Origin of the sequence: Mesorhizobium sp. WSM4884 (assembly GCF_029625675.1) — a bacterium.
Classification (GTDB): Bacteria; Pseudomonadota; Alphaproteobacteria; order Rhizobiales; family Rhizobiaceae; genus Mesorhizobium.
In genome coordinates, this window is record NZ_JARTVO010000007.1 from 144,777 (window position 1) to 160,680 (window position 15,904).

Below are 15,904 nucleotides of genomic sequence, written 5' to 3' on the forward strand. Positions count from 1 at the left end.
GGCATCGATTTCGGAAAGGATCATGCGCCAAGCACGCGAAATGCAGACGATGAACTCGAAGGTGCAAAGCCTGAAGGACTTTCTCCGCCAACCCGGCCGGGTCGCGCTGGTCGAGGTCGCGGCGACGAAAGGCTCGACGCCGCGCGAGGCCGGCGCCTTCATGCTCGTCTCGGCATCGGCGATTTTCGGCACCATCGGCGGCGGCCAGCTCGAGTTCATGGCGATCGACAAGGCGCGGCAGCTTCTCTCCCCCCTTGAGGGGGAGATGGCCGCAAAGCGGCCAGAGGGGGTCCTCTCAGGAGGCACCACAAGAGCGCCGAGCGCCGCCCGGGCGACCCCACCCGGCGGCTCCGCCGCCACCCTCCCCTCGAGGGGGAGGGAAGCCCGCATCCACGTCGACGAAGTCTGCGCCACACTCGATGTGCCGTTAGGTCCTGAGATCGGCCAATGCTGCGGCGGGCGGGTCGAGGTGCTGATCCGGCCAGTCGATGCAGCGCTCGAACAACGGCTCATCAGCAAGGCCGAGGCCGAGGAGGCGCTTCTGCCGCATGTCTATGTGTTCGGCGGCGGCCATGTCGGCCAGGCGCTGGCCGCGTCGCTCGCGCTTCTGCCCGTCCATGCCGTCGTCGTCGAGACGCGGGCGGATGCGCTGGAGGGCATGCCGGAAACGGTCGAGACGCGGCTGACGCCGATACCCGAAAGCGTCGTGCGCGAGGCGCCGGCGAGGTCGGCCTTCGCCATACTCACCCACGACCATGCGCTCGATTTCCTGATCGTCGCCGAGGCACTGAAGCGCGACGACACCGCCTATGTCGGCATGATAGGTTCGAAGACCAAGAAGGCGACCTTCAAGAACTGGTACCTGAAATCGGCCGAGGGCGGCGAAGCGCAGTTCGAACGTCTTGTCTCGCCGATCGGTGGCAGCGCAGTGAAAGACAAGCGCCCGCCGGTGATCGCCGCGCTCGCCGCGGCCGAGATCATGACGGCGCTGGCGTCGCACTCCGCCAAGGCATCGACCGCGTCCGAAAAGGCGATGGCCGGTTGAGGTGGTCCTTGGCCAGCCGCTAGAGCAATTTCAGCGGTTTTCCGTCCGGAATTGCGTAAAAACAAAGAGTTAGAGCGGTTTGGCGATTCTCTCAAACGCTGAACCGCTCTAAGCGCAGATATGACTGCAGCTCACAGCTGCTCGTCGCTTTCTTCGTTTCCCAAAAGACTTTGAACCGTGTTTTCTGCACGCCTGACGAACACGAGTGGTGAAGGCGGGGCGAACGACATGGACGTTTTGCGCATAGCGGCATTTTCGGACGGCAACACCGGCGGCAATCCGGCCGGCGTGGTGATTGGAGCTGTCATGCCCGACGCGGCCGACATGCAGCGCGTCGCTGCGGAAGTCGGCTTTTCCGAAACTGTCTTCGCCTGGCCCCATGGCGATGGCTGGCGCGTGCGCTATTTCTCGCCGGAATCGGAAGTGCCCTTCTGCGGTCACGCCACCATCGCGCTGGGTGCGGCGCTGGTCAGGAAGTTCGGCGACGGCATTTTCAAACTGACCCTCAACCATGCCAACATCACCGTCGAAGGTTTTCGCGACGGCGCCAACTTTGCCGCTGCGCTGCAATCGCCGCCGACGCGCAGCCGGCCGGCCTCGTCGGAATTGGCCGGCGAATCGCTGGCTCTGTTCGGCTATCAGCCGGGCGATCTCGACCCGGCCATTCCGCCGGCCCTCATCCATGGCGGCGCCGACCACCTCATGCTGGCGCTGAAGTCGCGCGAGGCGCTGGCCGCCATGGCCTATGACCTGAAACAGGGCCAGGCCTTGATGCGGCGCGAAGGGCTGGTGACGATCCTGCTTGCCCATGCCGAGACGCCGCGGCTCTTCCACACGCGCAACCCGTTCGCCTCCGGCGGCGTCTATGAGGATCCGGCGACGGGCGCTGCGACCGCCGCCTTTGCCGGCTATCTGAGCGAACTTGGCTGGCCGCATGGCGGTGCGATCGACATCGTCCAGGGCGAGGACATGGGCATGCGCTCGCGGCTCCACGCCGACATTCCACCGACGCCCCGCAGCTCGATCCGGGTATCCGGGACGGCTCGCCTGATGGACTGAATCGCCTCACATCGGCCACCTGAGGCCGAGATGTTCACGCAGCGTGCGGCCCTCATAGTCCTTGCGGAACAGGCCGCGCCGCTGGAGTTCCGGCACGACCATTGTCGCGAAGGCGTCCAATTCGCCCGGAAACCAGGACGGCATCACGTTGAAGCCGTCGGCCGCCCCGCCTTCGAACCGCTCTTGCAGCGCATCGGCGATCTGCGCCGCCGTGCCGACGACGCGCCAATGCCCGCGCGCGCCGGCGAAATAGCGCGCGAGCTCACGGATCGACAGGCCGTCGCGCCGTGCCTGCTCGATGACCAGCGCCTGCCGGCTTTTCATGCCCTGGCTCTCCGGCAGCTCCGGCAACGGCCCGTCGATCGGATAGCGCCAGAGGTCGGAGATGCTGAGATAGCTGGAAAGCAGCGCGACGCCGACATCGTCGGGGATCAGCTCCTGCAGCGCATCGTATTTGGCCTGGGCCTCGGCCTTCGTTGCCGCGACGATCGGCGCCACGCCGGGCATGATCTTCACGTCGCCCGGCTGGCGGCCATAGGCGACCAACCGCCCCTTGAGATCGTCATAGAAGGTCTTCGCCTCCTCGAATGTCTGCGCGGCGGAGAACACGACATCGGCGGTCCGCGCGGCAAGATCCTTGCCGTCGTCGGAAGCGCCGGCCTGCACCATCACCGGTGCACCCTGCGGCGAGGACGGTATGTCGAGCGGGTCGCGCACCGAAAAGCTCTGGCCGTCATGGCCGGCCGCCTTGCGGCGCCACAGGCCGGTGACGACGGTGGCGAATTCGCCGGCGCGTTCGTAGCGGTCGGCATGCGGCCTGAGACCTGTCGCGCCGAAATTCGCCGCCTCGATGGGGTTGGCGGAGGTGACGAGGTTCCAGCCCGCGCGGCCGCCGCTCAAATTGTCGAGCGAGGCGAAGGCCCGTGCCAGCCCATAGGGCTCGTTGTAGCTGGTCGAGGCCGTCGACACGAGGCCGATGCGCTCGGTCTGCACGGCAAGGGCTGAAAGCAGGCTGATAGGCTCGAACCCGATCGAGCGCGAGGTCTGGCTGGCGATGTTGATATTGGCTTCCCGCAAGCCGGCGGCGTCCTCGCAGAAGACCATGTCGAACTTCGCCGCTTCCGCAGTCCGCGCCAGCCTGATGAAATGATCGATGTCGATGCCCGCCGTCACATGCGAATCCGGATGCCGCCAGGCGGCGATGTGGTGGCCTGTCGCCCACAGGAACAGGCCGAGCTTCATCTGGCGCGCGCTCATTTTGCGCCTCCTGCGCCAAGCCGGAGATGGTCGCGCAACGTCGCCCCATCGTAGGCGGAGCGGGCCAGGCCGCGACGGCGAAGCTCCGGCAGGATGCGGCCGGTGAAGTTATCGAGCGCAGAATGATCGGCCGGCAAAGCGAAACTGAAACCATCGCAGCTTTTGCTGTCGAACCAGTCCTCAAGCTCGCCAGCCGCAAGCTCGTTCATGCCAATCGTCACCAGCACCTTCATGGTTTCCGGCTTGCGCCCGGCGGCAACCGCGCGGCGCTTGAGATCGTCATAGGCTGCCTCGGCGCCCTCCGCCTCGATCAGCACGACATCGGCGACTTTGGTGCCGAAATCGAGATCGGCCTCACCCAGGCTCGACATGACCAGCACCGGCGTGTCCTGTGGCGAGCGGGCGACGTTGAGCGGCCCCCGCACGGAGAAGAACTCGCCCTTGTGGTTCAGGAAATGCATTTTGTCGGGATGGTGGAACCGACCGCTGGCCTTGTCGAACAGCAAAGCGTCCGCATCCCAGCCCTGCCACAGGCCTTGCACGATGCCGATGACCTCTTGCGCGCGGCGATGGAAATCCTCGTCGGCGATGCCTTCCGGGCGGCTGAAATTCGTCGCCTCGCGCGAATTCGGTCTCAACATCGCGTTCCAGCCGATGCGGCCATGGCTGATGATGTCGAGCGAGGCGAAACGGCGCGCCAGATTGTAGGGCTGGTGCGCGAGCGTCGAGGCACTGGCGACCAGCCCGATCCTTTCGGTCACGGTAGCGAGTGCCGCCAGAAGCGTGGTCGCCTCGAAGGGACTGCTCGATCTCTCCTCCGTTGCATCGGAGATGACGACCATATCGATCCCGGCCGTCTCCGCCTTCCGCGCGAAGCCGGCGATCTCCGCAAATGTCAGGCCGGCCTGCCCGGTAGCGGAAGCAATGTTGAGCGAAACGGCGAGATGCATTGTGTGCCCATTGGCTGCCAGCGATGTCGCTACCAACCTAGGCTCGCCTTTGTTCAAGGCAACCCGATCGGCCAGGCCATGTCGTAAGCACATGAGTTGTCCGGATTAGGTAGCAGATGAGTTGTCCGGTTTTATCGCCAGCGAATGGAGGCTGGGGATGGGACGGGCAGCATGGCTACAGGACCGGAGAATGCGGAAGTTTCGGGACGTTTTAAGCCGTTGGAATGGTGGCGATCTTTCGATGATGGAGGCGGGTGAGCTGCTAGGGATGTCGGAACGCCAGTTCCGCCGGTACCGTGATCGCTATGAAGAGGCTGGGGAGGATGGCTTGCGGGACCGGCGTTTGGGCAAGCTTTCGACGCGCCGGGTGCCTGCGGAGGCAATCGAGGAGATGCTGGAGCTTTACCGGAACCGTTACCTCGGTTGGAATGTGAAGCATTTCCACGAGCACCTGATACGCGATCACGACTTCAGCTGGGGTTATACCTTCATCAAGACGCAGCTTCATGCGGCCGGGTTGGTCGAGCGGGCCAAGCGACGCGGAGCGCATCGGCGCAAGCGGGAAAGGAAGCCGTGCGAGGGGATGATGCTGCACCAGGACGGCAGCCGGCATGCCTGGCTGGCGGGCCAGCCGGAGCTGGACCTGATCGTGACGATGGACGACGCCACCAGCACGCTCTATTCGGCCTTTCTGGTTGCCGAGGAAGGCACGGCGTCGAGTTTTCAGGGGCTTTTGGAGACCTTTGCCGCCCAAGGCCTGCCCTTGAGCCTCTACACCGATCGCGGCAGCCATTATTTCGTGACGCTCAAGGCCGGCGAGGCGGTCGACAAGAACCGGCTGACCCAGGTCGGACGGGCGCTGCGGCAACTGGGCATCGAGCATATCCCGGCTTATTCGCCCGAAGCCAGGGGCCGCTCGGAGCGGATGTTCTCCACCTTGCAGGATCGGCTGCCAAAGGAGCTGGCGCTGGCCGGCATTGTCGATATCGCGGCCGCCAACCGCTTCATCGCACAAACCTATCTGCCGGCTCACAATGCCCGCTTCGCCAGGTCGGCCGCAGTCCAGGACAGCGCCTTCGTCGCCGCCGATCCGGCCGTTCTGGCCGAGATCCTGTGCATCCAGGAAGAGCGTGTCGTTGCCCGTGACAATACCGTCGCCTTCGCGCGGCTCAGATTGCAACTGCCGCAAAGCCCGATCCGACACCACTTCGTCAAAGCCACCGTTAAGGTCAGGCAATACCCCGATGGCACACTCGCAATCTTCCACGGGCCCCGCCGCATTGCGACATACAGCTCAGACGGCACACCAATCCTGGACGGAGGCTCAATCGGCAGAGCTGCGTGAACCGCTTCGACGCAAACTGAAGCGGACAAATGACGTGCTACCAAACCGGACAACTTGATTAGCTACCGACACCCGATCGGCCAGGCCAGTGGGCCGTCTCCTGCCGGCCAGCCCCTACTTGCCGGCGAGAATGTCCTTGATCAGCCGCTGGCAGCGATCGGCCATGAAGTCGAGCAGTAGGCGCACCTTCGGGTCCTGCAGCTTCTTGTGCGGATAGACGGCCGCGAGTTGCACCGGTGTTGGCGGTGTCTTGGCCAGGATCACCTTCAGCCGCTGGTCGCGGATGAACGGCTCGACCTCGAAGCGCGGCTTGTTGATGATGCCGCGTCCCGACAGCGCCCAGCCGGTCAAAACGTCGCCGTCGTCGGTGTCGTAAGGTCCATGCACCTCGAATTTCTGCACGCCGTTCGGCGTCTGCAGCGTCCAGACATATTCGCGTGTGCCGGCATAGCGCAGCATCAGGCAGTCGTGCTTCTTGCCGATCAACTCCTGCGGCTCGACCGGCTCGCCGCGCGCCTCCAGATATTTGGGCGCCGCAACCAATACGCGCTCGCAGTCCATGATGCCGCGCATCCTGAGACTTGAATCCTCGATGATGCCGAGGCGGAAGGCGACGTCGATGCCTTCCTTCATGATGTCGACGTTGTGGTCGGAGAGCCTGAGCCGCACCTCGATATCGGGGTATTTGTCGTGAAAGTCCGGAATGCCGGAGGCGATCAGCCGCCGGCCGAGGCCGAGCGGCGCCGTGACCTTGATCGTGCCGCGCGGTTGCCCCGAAAGCGCTGCAACCGCCGCCTCCGCTTCGGTGATGGCGTCCAGCACCTGCTTGGCGCCGGTGTAGAACACCGTGCCATGCTCGGTCGGCATCAACTGCCTCGTCGTACGGTTGAACAGCCGCACACCCAGATGCTTCTCCAGCTCCTTGATGCGGTTGGAGGCCACCGCCGGAGAGATGCGCATGTCGCGCCCGGCCGCCGACAGATTGCCGAGCTCGACGACACGGACGAAGACGGCGATGTTGTCGAGATAGGCCATGCGGCTTTCGTGGCTCTCAAACGTCTATGTGCAGTGAACCTAGTATTTTCCATTTTTTTTTGAAAGTCATCGCGGGCCTCGCCTCTTTTCGTTTCGGCGCCAGACCGTAAAGTCGTGCAATCGGCAGGGACGGGTCCCAAGGGCGACACAATGACGGATTTTGCGATTTTCTGGGACTGGTTGAGTTTCGCGGTCCGCTGGCTGCATGTCATCACCGGCATCGCCTGGATCGGCTCGTCCTTCTATTTCGTCGCGCTCGACCTCGGCCTGCGCCAGCGTCCCGGCCTGCCAGCCGGCGCCTTCGGTGAGGAATGGCAGGTGCATGGCGGCGGCTTCTATCACATCCAGAAATATCTGGTGGCGCCGGCCGAGATGCCGGAGCACCTGACCTGGTTCAAATGGGAATCCTACGCCACCTGGCTGTCGGGCTTCGCCATGCTGTGCGTGGTCTATTATGCCGGCGCCGATCTCTTCCTGATCGACCCCAACGTGCTCGACGTCTCGGTGCCGGTCGGCATCCTGCTGTCGCTCGCCACCATCGGTGTCGGCTGGATCGTATACGATCTTCTGTGCCGCTCGCCGCTCGGCAAAAGCGACACCGGCCTGATGCTGGTGCTCTACTGCGTGCTGGTATTCATCGCCTGGGGGTTGACGCACCTCTTTACCGGACGCGCCGCTTTCCTGCATCTCGGCGCCATCACCGCCACGATCATGTCGGCCAACGTCTTCATGGTCATCATCCCCAACCAGAAGATCGTCGTCGCCGACCTGATCGCCGGCCGCAAGCCGGACCCGAAATACGGCAAGATCGCCAAGCAGCGCTCGCTGCACAACAACTACCTGACCTTGCCGGTCCTGTTCCTGATGCTGTCGAACCACTATCCGCTGGCCTTCGGCACTGAGTTCAACTGGGTCATCGCCTCGCTGGTCTTCATCATCGGCGTGCTGATCCGGCACTATTTCAACACCGTGCATGCGCGGAAGGGCAACCCGACCTGGACCTGGCTCGGCGCCGCCGTCCTGTTCATGATCATCATCTGGCTGTCGACCGTGCCGAAGGTGCTCACCGGCGAGCCGAAGACATCCGCCGCATCCTCTGCGGCGCAGATCTATATGGCCTCGGCGCACTTCCCTGCCGTGCGCGACACCGTGCTCGGCCGCTGCTCGATGTGCCATGCCGAGGAGCCCGTCTACGAGGGCATCTATCATGCGCCGAAGGGCGTGATGCTCGACACGGACGCGCGCATTGCCGAGCATGCGCGCGAGATCTATCTGCAAGCCGGCCGGGCGCATGCCATGCCGCCCGCCAACGTCACCCAGATCACCGACCAGGAACGGGCCCTTTTGGTCGCCTGGTTCGAAGGCGCCGGAAAGTAAGCATGACATCAAAACTCCTGCGCGGCCGCACGCTCTCTTTCCTGCGTTGGCCCGAAGCGATAGACGACCACTCCGCCTGGCGCTACGAGGAGGATGGCGGGCTGCTGATCGACAGCGGCAGGATCGTTGCCGCCGGTCCCTATGCCGAGGTCGCGAAGCATGCGGGAGCCGGCGTCGAGACGATCGATCATCGTCCGCATCTCGTCCTGCCGGGCTTCATCGACGCCCATGTGCATTTTCCGCAGATGCAGGTCATCGCGTCCTACGGCGCCGAGCTGCTCGACTGGCTGAACAAATACACTTTTCCGGAGGAGACGAAGTTCCGCAACGCGCAGCACGGCCGCCGCATCGCTCGGCTGTTCCTTGACGAGATGCTGCGCCATGGCACGACGACGGTTGCTGCTTATTGCTCCGTGCACAAATCTTCCGCCGAAGCCTTCTTCGCGGAGTCGCATGACCGCAATATGCTCAACATTGCCGGCAAGGTGATGATGGACCGCAATGCGCCGGACGGCGTGCTCGATACGCCGCAAACCGGCTATGACGACACCAAGGCGCTGATTGTCGAATGGCACGGCAAGGGTCGCCAGCTCTATGCCATCACGCCGCGTTTCGCCATCACCTCGTCGCCCGAGCAGATGGAGATGGCCGGCGCGCTCTGCCGCGAACATCCCGATCTTCACATGCAGACGCATCTGTCGGAAAATCACGCCGAGATCGCCTTCACCCAGGAGCTTTATCCCTGGTCGCGTGATTACACCGATATCTACGAGCACTACGGCATGCTGGGGAAAAAGAGTCTGTTCGGCCACTGCATACATCTGTCGGAACGCGAAGCGGATGCGATGTCGCAGTCGGGCTCGGTGGCGGTGTTCTGCCCGACCTCCAACCTTTTCCTCGGTTCCGGCCTGTTCGACTATCAGCGCTATTGTCGTCGCGAAAGGCCGCTCAGGATCGCGGCAGCCACCGATGTCGGCGGCGGCACCAACTATTCCATGCTGCGCACCATGGACGAGGGCTACAAGGTCATCGCGCTGAACGGCGAGAAGCTGAACCCCTTCCAGTCCTTCTGGCAGCTGACGCGCGGCAATGCCGAGGCGCTGTCGGTGGCTGACAAGGTCGGCACGCTGGATGAAGGCACCGATGCCGACATCGTCGTGCTCGACGCCCATGCCACGCCGGCGATGCGGCTGAGAATGGAGACGGTGGAGACGCTGGCGGAAGAACTTTTCCTGCTGCAGACGCTGGGCGACGATCGTGCCGTGCGTGAGGTCTATGTGGCGGGTCGGCCGGCGAAGAGCGCGATTGTCGCATAGATTAAATGCGCTCGTCGCTTGACCCCGCGTCAGCCATCGGCCAAAGCGTGCGACGACATTGACAGGGGAAACGCAATGGCCACCGCCGACGACATCGCTCTGATCAAGAAGCAGGAAGCCACGCTGGTCTTCCCGGCCTTCGACGAGGCTGTGGCCTTCGAGATCGGCTCGGCGATCAGGGCCCGGGCGCTGAAGGAAAACCTGCCGATCATCGTCGACATCAGGACCTTCGACCGGCCGCTGTTCTATGCCGCGATGCCGGGCTCCAACGCCTCCAATCCCGACTGGGCGCGGCGCAAGATCAATGTGGTGAAGCGCTATCTCAGAAGCACCTACCGCATGGTGCTGGAGCAGCAACGGCCGGACCGGACCTTCAAGGTTGGCGAGGCGCTGGACATTGCCGACTATGTGCTCGCCGGCGGCGGCTTTCCCGTCACCGTGCAAGGCGCCGGCGTGATCGGCGTCATTGCCGTTTCCGGTCTGCCGGAGCGCGAGGACCATGGTGTCGTGGTCGATGCGCTGTGCGCGCATCTTGGCGTCGACGCAAGCAAGCTCAGGCTGCCGCCGGAAGAGAAATGACCGACCCCAAAACCTTCCTTACCGCGATCTTCAACGCCGCCGTCGCTGCCGCCGATCCGGAAAGGACGATCCGCAATCATTTGCCGGCAAAGCCGAAGGGCCGCACGATTGTCATCGGCGCCGGTAAGGGCTCCGCGCAGATGGCGGCGGCCTTCGAGAAGGTCTGGGATGGTTCGATCGACGGGCTGGTCGTTACCCGCTACGGCTATGGCGCCAGATGCGAGCGCATCGAGATCATCGAGGCGGCGCATCCGGTGCCTGACGCTGCCGGCCTCGAGGCCTCGCGCCGGCTGCTGGAGAAGGTGCGCGGCCTGACACCCGACGATCTGGTCGTGGCGCTGATTTCGGGCGGCGGCTCGGCGCTGCTGCCGTCGCCCGCCCCTGGGCTGACCTTGGCAGACGAGATCGCCGTCAACGAGGCGCTGCTCGCTTCCGGCGCGCCGATCGCGGCGATGAACACCATCCGCAAGCATGTCTCGACCATCAAGGGCGGGCGTCTGGCGGCGGCTGCTCATCCGGCGAAGGTGGTATCCCTGGTCGTCTCCGACATCCCCGGCGACAATCCGGCGCTGGTTGCCTCGGGGCCGACCGTCCCGGACAGCGGCAGCCGCGAGGATGCGCTGGCGGCGATCGCCGCCTACAACATGAGGTTTCCGGCCTCCGTCATGGCGCATATCAATTCGCACGCGGCCGACGCACTCCGTCCAGACGATCCACGCTTTGCCGGCAATGAAGTGCATCTGATCGCCTCGGCCGGAGTCTCGCTGGAAGCGGCGGCTGCCGAGGCCAAGCGCCAAGGCATTGAGGCCGTCATCCTGTCGGATTCGATCGAGGGCGAGGCGCGCGAGGTCGGCGGCGTCCATGCCGCGATTGCGCACGAGGTGGCGACCCGCAACCGGCCTTTTGGCAAGCCTGTGCTGATCCTCTCCGGCGGCGAGACCACGGTAACTTTGCGGACCCCCATTGACGGCATAAGGAGCAAGGGCGGCCGCAATTCCGAATTCCTGCTCGCCTTCGCCATCGGCATCAACGGTATGGACGGCATCCATGCTTTGGCCGCCGACACGGACGGCATCGACGGCTCGGAGAACAATGCCGGCGCCTTCGCCGACGGCTCGACGGTTGCACGCATGCGCGCCGCGGGCGTCGACGCCAAGGCGATGCTTGCCGGCAATAACGCCTGGACGGCCTTCAATGCGGTTGGCGATTTGTTCGTGCCCGGCCCGACGGGGACGAATGTGAATGATTTGAGGGCGATCCTCGTTCGGTAGCGCGGTCGGTGAAGGCTACGCCGCCATCAGCTGCTTCACCTTCCGCATATCCTTCAAAAACCGCTCGCGCTCGGCCGCCTTGTCCTCCGGTTCGCGGATGCGCAGGATAAGCGAGGGGTGGATGGTGATGAAGACGCGCAGCCCGTCACCGCGCTCGATCACTTCGCCGCGCGTCTTCAACACCGGCACCGCCTTGCCGAGCAGGGATTGTGCCGCCGTCGCGCCGAGCGCCACCGCAAGGTTCGGCTTGATGAAATCGAGCTCCTTGTCCAGCCACCAGCGGCAGGCCTGGATCTCGCCGGCATTGGGCTTGGAATGGATGCGCCGCTTGCCGCGCGGCTCGAACTTGAAGTGTTTCACGGCGTTGGTCACATAGACCTTGCGGCGGTCGACTTCGGCATCGTCCAGGATGCTGTCGAATATTCTGCCGGCCGGGCCGACGAATGGCTTGCCGGCCAGATCCTCCTGATCGCCGGGCTGTTCGCCGACGAAGATTACATCCGCGGTTTCCGGTCCTTCGCCGAACACGGTCTGCGTTGCGTCATGCCAAAGCGGGCAGCGACGGCAGCCTTTTGCCGCCTCTCGCGCCTCGCCGATGGAGGCGGCATCTTCCCCGGCTGCCGGGTCTGCCTCGGACGCGGGGATGCGCCTGGCTGTACGCCGCGCTTCGCGCTGCAAGGCCGTTGACGGTGTTGTCGCCATGGTTCTGTCTCGCCGGTTTCAAACTTGAAATGGGCGAGCCTGGCGATGGTTCCCGATCCTCACACCTCGTGCAGGTAGAGGTGGTAATCCAGCTCGCTGACGGTGCGAGCCACGCGCAGATATTCCGCCTGCTTGATCGCCACGAAGGTCCGATGCAGGTCGGGGCCGAGCGCCGATTTCAGGAAGCTGGATGCCCGTGCAGCCTCGATCGCGGCGCGCCAATCCACTGGCATGGTGGACGCCTCTGTTGCCTGCTCGTAACCGTTGCCCGTCGTCTCGGGACCGGGGTCCAGGCCCTCGTCGAGGCCTTTGACGATGCCGGCCAGCACCGTCGCCGCCACCAGATAGGGGTTGGCGTCGACGCCGGAAGGCCGGTGCTCGATGCGGCGGTTCTTGGCGTCGCCCGCCGGTACGCGCAGCGCCACCGACCGGTTGTTGACGCCCCAGCTCGGCGCCACCGGCGCATAGGATTGCGAGACGAAGCGCCGCCATGAATTGGCATGCGGCGCAAAGACCAGCATCGATTCCGCCATGGTATGGATCAGTCCGCCAAGTGCGTTGAGCAGGCTTAGTGACCATTTCTCGCCGGCGGCCTCGGTGAAGACGTTTTTGCCGGCGTCGTCCTGCAGCGAGACGTGAAAATGCATGCCCGAGCCGGCATAGGTCTCGATCGGTTTCGCCATGAAACAGGCGGTGACGCCGTGCCGGCGCGCCTGCGCCCTCACCAGCCGCTTCAGCATGACCAGATCGTCCGCCGCCCGCATAACGTCCTTGCGGTAGTTGAGCGTCAGTTCGTACTGGCCGGGCGCATATTCGGAAATCACCGTCTCGGCCGGAATGCCTTGCTCTCTGGCGGCGGCGTAGATGTCGGAAAACAGCGGCTCCATGCCGTGCAGATGGTCGACCGAATAGACCTCCGTCTTGGCCGAGCGGCGGCCGTCGAGCACCGCGCGCGCTGCCTGCACCTTGCCGTCCGCGTCGCGCTCGTTGGCCAGAAGGAAAAATTCCAGCTCGAAGGCGCCGGCCGGATGCAGGCCGCGCGCCGCCAGCAATTCCACCTGCCTTGCCAGCACCAGGCGTGGGTCGGACGACATCGGCTGGCCATCGAGGTGGTACATCGCCATCAGCACCTGGCCTCGCGGCGGATTGGTGCCGTAGAGCGGCACCAACGTGCCGGGGATCGGCCATGCCCTGAGGTCGCCATCGCCTGTGTCCCAGATCAGCCCGGTGTCGTGGACGTCCTCGCCGGTGATGTCGAGGCCGAGGATCGAGATCGGCATGTGCCGGCCGCCCTCGAAAATGCTCATCAGCTCGTGCCGCCGCACGATCTTGCCGCGGCCGATGCCGTTGGCATCGGTGAGCACGATGTCGAAGGCCTCGATGTCGGGATGGGCATCGAGAAAGGCTTTCGCCTCGGCGGGCGTCGAGCCGGAAGGCGAGGTCGCAATGGCGTTCGGATTGTCCATCGCCGCTTGTCTCATGCCGTAAGCCTGGCTGCAACCGCGGCGAAGGCAGCGATCAGCCGGCTCACCTGCCCGGACGTCGTCGCCGGCGAGATCAGCATCATGTTGTGGAACGGCGCGATCAGCACGCCGCGATTGACCAGCGCGACATGGATGGCGGCCTCGAGCTCCGGCGCATGCGCCTTTTCAGCCTCGCCACCATTCCTGAGCGGCCCCGGCGCGCAGATGAACTCGACCCGGGCGCCGACCCGCGCGACGTGCCAAGGCAGCTTGTATCGGGCGATGACGGCGGTGAGTCCGGCGTCGAGGCGGCGCGCCAGCCGGTCCATATGGGCATAAGCCTCCTCGGTCATCACCTCTTCCAGCGTGGCCCGCATCGCCGCGAATTGCAGCGGGTTGGCCGACAGCGTCGTGCCCATGCCGGAATAGCCGGGCTCCTTGGTCCGGTTGTAGGCGCCGTAGCGGGTGGCGACCTCCTCGCTCATGCCCCAGATGCTGGCCGGCACGCCGCCTGCCACCGGCTTGCCGAGCACGAACAGATCCGGCTCCAACCCATATTTGCGTGTATAGCCGCCGGGACCGGTGGAGATGGTGTGCGTCTCGTCGATCAGAAGCAGCGTGCCGGCGGCGCGGGTGAGGCGCCGCAGTGCGTCGTGGAAGCCGGGCTCCGGCAGCACCATGCAGGAATTGGTCAGCACCGGTTCGGTGATGACGCTGGCAACGTCGCGTTGGCCAAGCGCCGCTTCCAATGCCTGGACATCGTTGAACTCGACGATCTTCGTTGCCCGGGTCAGGTCGCGGAACTCGCCGGCCAGCCCCGGCCGGTTCACCGGCTTGCCGTCGATCAGCCGCACCATCGTCTCGTCGACCGAGCCGTGATAGCAGCCGTTGAAGACCAGGATCTTTTCGCGTCCTGTCACCGCGCGGGCGACGCGCAGCGCGAAGCGGTTGGCATCGGTGGCGGTGGTTGCGATCTGCCAGTAAGGCAGGCCGAAGCGCTGCTGCAGGAGCGGACCGATGGCGAGGGCGTCCTCGCTGGGCAGCATGTAGGTCAGGCCGCGCCCGGCCTGCCGGCGGATGGCGCGGGCAACCGCCGGCGGCGAATGGCCGAGCATCGAGCCGGTGTCGCCAAGGCAGAAGTCGTCGAGCCTGTTGCCGTCGATATCGGTGATTGTCGCGCCTTTCGCGCCGTCGACCAGGATCGGGAACGGCGTCGGCCAGTCGGTCATCCAGTGCATCGGCACGCCGCCGACGAAGCCGGCGATGCCGTTGCCCACCTTGGCTTCCGATTTCGGCCGCGCCTGGCGGAAGGCGGCCGCTTCCGCCTCGCGCAGTTCGGCGATGCGGGCGGCAGCCATGCCGCCGATGGAAGTCCGGTCGATTGAATGCATGAGCCCCCCTCAGGCAGTAGGCAGTAGGCAGTAGGCTCTCTTTCTACTGCCTATTCCCCACTGCCTATTCCCTTACGCAGTGATATCGATGACGCCGCAATCGCCTGCAGCACTTCCGAACACGATGCGGCGCCCTTCCTTGTCCCACATCATCGAGGTGATCGCGCCTTTGCCGGGGCGGCGCAGCAGCACTTCCTTGGCGTCGGCGAAGCGCGCGGCGATCACCATGCCGTCTTCGTAGCCGATGGCGGTGACCTCTTGGCTCGGATGGCAGGCAACGCAGGTCACCATGGTGTTGCCGCGCGTGCCGAGTTCCAGCGGCGCCTTGCCCATCGGGCCGTCCTTGCTCGCGAATGGCCACACGATCGCCGCCGGCGCGCCAGAGCTTGCCAGCCACTTGCCCTTCACGCTCCAGGACAGGCTCTTCACCTTGCCGGGATAGCCGCTCATGCGCATGTGCTTGCCGTCGGCAAGCTTCCAGCCATGCAGCGCGTTCTCCTGCATGGTGGTGATGACGAAGGCGCCGTCCGGCGAGAAGCTGATGCCGGTGTGGGCGCCGGCCCATTCGAGCTCCACCGGCTTGCCCTCGGCCGCCGGGAAATGCAGCGTCGCGCCATTGTAGCGGGCAACACCGAAGCGCATGCCCTTCGGCGAGAAGGCCAGGCCTTCCACCGAGCGCGGATGGGCGAATTCCTTGACCTTGCCGTCGGCGAAGCGCACGAACGCGGTCTTGCCGGAGGCAAAGGCGATCGCGCCCTGCGGACCGGCGGCGACGCTGGTGATCCACTTTTTGCCGGCGCTGGCGAGCGCGCTCGCCTCGCCGCCTGCCTTGACGGCAAACACCTTGCCGTCCTCGCCGCCGGTGATCAGCCGGTCGTTGACCGCGTCGTGGAACGCTGCGAGCAGCCCGTCATTGGCCTGCGTCGTCTTATGCCCATTGTCCAACCGGTGGATCGTCCCGTCGGCGAGCGCGAAATGCGGCACGTCGTTGAGGAAGACGGCGGCGACGCAATGGCCTTCGAGATCAAGCGGGGCGACTGTGGGCATACAGGTTGTCCATTCGAGATTTCTGTCTCTCCCCTTAAGGGGTTGAGCTGCGGGTCTCAACCCACGA

Annotated in this window: 14 protein-coding genes; 7 read left to right on the plus strand and 7 right to left on the minus strand. The window is 64.8% G+C overall.

The window, feature by feature from the left end; translation table 11 throughout:
- Positions 1 to 49 precede the first annotated feature (49 nt).
- Complete coding sequence (gene xdhC / locus P9236_RS13575; RefSeq protein ID WP_278075298.1) at positions 50 to 1,045, plus strand: xanthine dehydrogenase accessory protein XdhC; 996 nt, start codon at positions 50 to 52, stop codon at positions 1,043 to 1,045.
- Between the two features lie 228 nt (positions 1,046 to 1,273).
- Entirely contained in the window at positions 1,274 to 2,104 is an 831-nt protein-coding gene (locus P9236_RS13580; RefSeq protein ID WP_278075137.1) for a PhzF family phenazine biosynthesis protein, read from the plus strand.
- Positions 2,105 to 2,110: 6 nt separating this feature from the next.
- Here P9236_RS13580 and P9236_RS13585 read toward each other — a convergent pair whose 3' ends face one another.
- Both P9236_RS13585 and P9236_RS13590 read right to left on the minus strand, forming a co-directional pair.
- Entirely contained in the window at positions 2,111 to 3,361 is a 1,251-nt protein-coding gene (locus tag P9236_RS13585) for an LLM class flavin-dependent oxidoreductase (RefSeq protein WP_278075138.1), read from the minus strand.
- Positions 3,358 to 4,311, minus strand: a complete 954-nt coding sequence (locus P9236_RS13590) for an LLM class flavin-dependent oxidoreductase (protein ID WP_278075139.1) — start codon at positions 4,309 to 4,311, stop codon at positions 3,358 to 3,360. Before P9236_RS13590 ends, P9236_RS13585 begins: the two co-directional genes overlap by 4 nt.
- Before the next feature lie 190 nt (positions 4,312 to 4,501).
- On the opposite strand from P9236_RS13590, the gene P9236_RS13595 reads away from it, so the two are divergent.
- A complete protein-coding gene (locus P9236_RS13595) occupies positions 4,502 to 5,656 on the plus strand; it encodes an ISNCY family transposase (protein WP_278075299.1) in 1,155 nt (384 codons plus the stop codon).
- Between the two features lie 114 nt (positions 5,657 to 5,770).
- On the opposite strand, the gene P9236_RS13600 is transcribed toward P9236_RS13595, so the two are convergent.
- Complete coding sequence (locus tag P9236_RS13600) at positions 5,771 to 6,691, minus strand: LysR family transcriptional regulator (protein WP_278075140.1); 921 nt, start codon at positions 6,689 to 6,691, stop codon at positions 5,771 to 5,773.
- 150 nt (positions 6,692 to 6,841) lie between these two features.
- Here P9236_RS13600 and P9236_RS13605 point away from each other — a divergent pair, with 150 nt between their 5' ends.
- The 4 genes from P9236_RS13605 (at position 6,842) to P9236_RS13620 (ending at position 11,234) form a co-directional block, all read left to right on the plus strand.
- A complete protein-coding gene (locus P9236_RS13605; protein WP_278075141.1) occupies positions 6,842 to 8,068 on the plus strand; it encodes a urate hydroxylase PuuD in 1,227 nt (408 codons plus the stop codon).
- Positions 8,069 to 8,070: 2 nt separating this feature from the next.
- Positions 8,071 to 9,384: a guanine deaminase gene (gene guaD, locus P9236_RS13610; protein ID WP_278075142.1), complete on the plus strand. Its 1,314-nt coding sequence runs from the start codon at positions 8,071 to 8,073 to the stop codon at positions 9,382 to 9,384.
- 75 nt (positions 9,385 to 9,459) lie between these two features.
- Positions 9,460 to 9,963, plus strand: coding sequence for a heme-degrading domain-containing protein (locus tag P9236_RS13615; protein WP_278075143.1), 504 nt, complete (start codon positions 9,460 to 9,462; stop codon positions 9,961 to 9,963).
- Positions 9,960 to 11,234 (plus strand): glycerate kinase, encoded by a 1,275-nt coding sequence (locus P9236_RS13620; RefSeq protein ID WP_278075144.1) that lies wholly within the window; start codon positions 9,960 to 9,962, stop codon positions 11,232 to 11,234. The genes P9236_RS13615 and P9236_RS13620 overlap by 4 nt, the downstream gene beginning before the upstream one ends.
- 15 nt (positions 11,235 to 11,249) lie before the next feature.
- Here the strand turns inward: P9236_RS13620 and P9236_RS13625 are convergent, their stop codons facing one another.
- The 4 genes from P9236_RS13625 to P9236_RS13640 form a co-directional block, all read right to left on the minus strand.
- Positions 11,250 to 11,936, minus strand: a complete 687-nt coding sequence (locus P9236_RS13625; protein WP_278075145.1) for a UdgX family uracil-DNA binding protein — start codon at positions 11,934 to 11,936, stop codon at positions 11,250 to 11,252.
- A 59-nt stretch (positions 11,937 to 11,995) separates the two neighbouring features.
- Positions 11,996 to 13,402, minus strand: a complete 1,407-nt coding sequence (locus P9236_RS13630) for a glutamine synthetase family protein (RefSeq protein WP_278075300.1) — start codon at positions 13,400 to 13,402, stop codon at positions 11,996 to 11,998.
- Positions 13,403 to 13,413: 11 nt separating this feature from the next.
- Positions 13,414 to 14,790, minus strand: a complete 1,377-nt coding sequence (locus P9236_RS13635) for an aspartate aminotransferase family protein (protein ID WP_278075146.1) — start codon at positions 14,788 to 14,790, stop codon at positions 13,414 to 13,416.
- Positions 14,791 to 14,862: 72 nt separating this feature from the next.
- Positions 14,863 to 15,837: a WD40 repeat domain-containing protein gene (locus tag P9236_RS13640; RefSeq protein WP_278075147.1), complete on the minus strand. Its 975-nt coding sequence runs from the start codon at positions 15,835 to 15,837 to the stop codon at positions 14,863 to 14,865.
- Positions 15,838 to 15,904: the final 67 nt, after the last annotated feature.

Bases quoted from the DNA above. Each gene is read 5' to 3' on its own strand.
- P9236_RS13615 (WP_278075143.1), top strand. From the start codon at position 9,460: ATGGCCACCGCCGACGACATCGCTCTGATCAAGAAGCAGGAAGCCACG.
- P9236_RS13620 (WP_278075144.1), top strand. From the start codon at position 9,960: ATGACCGACCCCAAAACCTTCCTTACCGCGATCTTCAACGCCGCCGTC.
- P9236_RS13580 (WP_278075137.1), top strand. From the start codon at position 1,274: ATGGACGTTTTGCGCATAGCGGCATTTTCGGACGGCAACACCGGCGGC.
- xdhC (WP_278075298.1), top strand. From the start codon at position 50: ATGAACTCGAAGGTGCAAAGCCTGAAGGACTTTCTCCGCCAACCCGGC.
- P9236_RS13625 (WP_278075145.1), bottom strand. From the start codon at position 11,936: ATGGCGACAACACCGTCAACGGCCTTGCAGCGCGAAGCGCGGCGTACA.
- P9236_RS13585 (WP_278075138.1), bottom strand. From the start codon at position 3,361: ATGAGCGCGCGCCAGATGAAGCTCGGCCTGTTCCTGTGGGCGACAGGC.
- P9236_RS13595 (WP_278075299.1), top strand. From the start codon at position 4,502: ATGCGGAAGTTTCGGGACGTTTTAAGCCGTTGGAATGGTGGCGATCTT.
- P9236_RS13635 (WP_278075146.1), bottom strand. From the start codon at position 14,790: ATGCATTCAATCGACCGGACTTCCATCGGCGGCATGGCTGCCGCCCGC.
- P9236_RS13630 (WP_278075300.1), bottom strand. From the start codon at position 13,402: ATGGACAATCCGAACGCCATTGCGACCTCGCCTTCCGGCTCGACGCCC.
- guaD (WP_278075142.1), top strand. From the start codon at position 8,071: ATGACATCAAAACTCCTGCGCGGCCGCACGCTCTCTTTCCTGCGTTGG.
- P9236_RS13600 (WP_278075140.1), bottom strand. From the start codon at position 6,691: ATGGCCTATCTCGACAACATCGCCGTCTTCGTCCGTGTCGTCGAGCTC.
- P9236_RS13590 (WP_278075139.1), bottom strand. From the start codon at position 4,311: ATGCATCTCGCCGTTTCGCTCAACATTGCTTCCGCTACCGGGCAGGCC.
- P9236_RS13605 (WP_278075141.1), top strand. From the start codon at position 6,842: ATGACGGATTTTGCGATTTTCTGGGACTGGTTGAGTTTCGCGGTCCGC.
- P9236_RS13640 (WP_278075147.1), bottom strand. From the start codon at position 15,837: ATGCCCACAGTCGCCCCGCTTGATCTCGAAGGCCATTGCGTCGCCGCC.